The sequence below is a fragment of the Collinsella aerofaciens genome (genome assembly GCF_032584215.1).
GTDB lineage: Bacteria > Actinomycetota > Coriobacteriia > Coriobacteriales > Coriobacteriaceae > Collinsella.
Window position 1 is genome coordinate 1 of record NZ_JAWHPN010000122.1, and the last position, 461, is coordinate 461.

Here is a 461-nt window from a genome sequence, read left to right on the forward strand (position 1 = left end):
CCCTCATGGCTCACCTCCCGGTGGTATTGCTTGGAAAGCGATTTCAGCGTGAGGAGGCTGCCGTCAGCATCCTCGATTTCGATGGTAGCCCCGCCATAGATGGCGTCCGTAAGCCCCCGCACGACTTCGGCATAGCCGCCGAATCGCAGTCCGGCTAATGTCGGGGAAGGATCTTCGCTCCAGATCACGGCATCTGCGTATGCGTTCAGCCGTATCCCTTTTTTGAGATCCTGATAGGTAACTTTCATGAGCCTTTTGGCTTCCATTCATGGACGTACTCCTTTCGTTTTTTGCACAAAAAAAGCCGCAGTCCCCTATGAAGTGGGTAACTGCGGTTTTTGTGTCGATGTTAGGTATTTAGGATGTGGACAAGTCTCCACAGGCCCCAAGGGACCCATGGGAGCAATCTCCGACCTGGCGAAATCTGGCCTAAATACAAATAGAGCATACCATATCAGAAT

The 461-nt window shown here is 52.1% G+C and carries 1 protein-coding gene; it reads right to left on the minus strand.

Annotation, left to right across the window (positions count from 1 at the left end; translation table 11 throughout):
* On the minus strand, window positions 1–266 hold a 266-nt coding region (locus RX395_RS10050; RefSeq protein WP_316367363.1), incomplete at its 3' end, for a hypothetical protein.
* Window positions 267–461 lie beyond the last annotated feature (195 nt).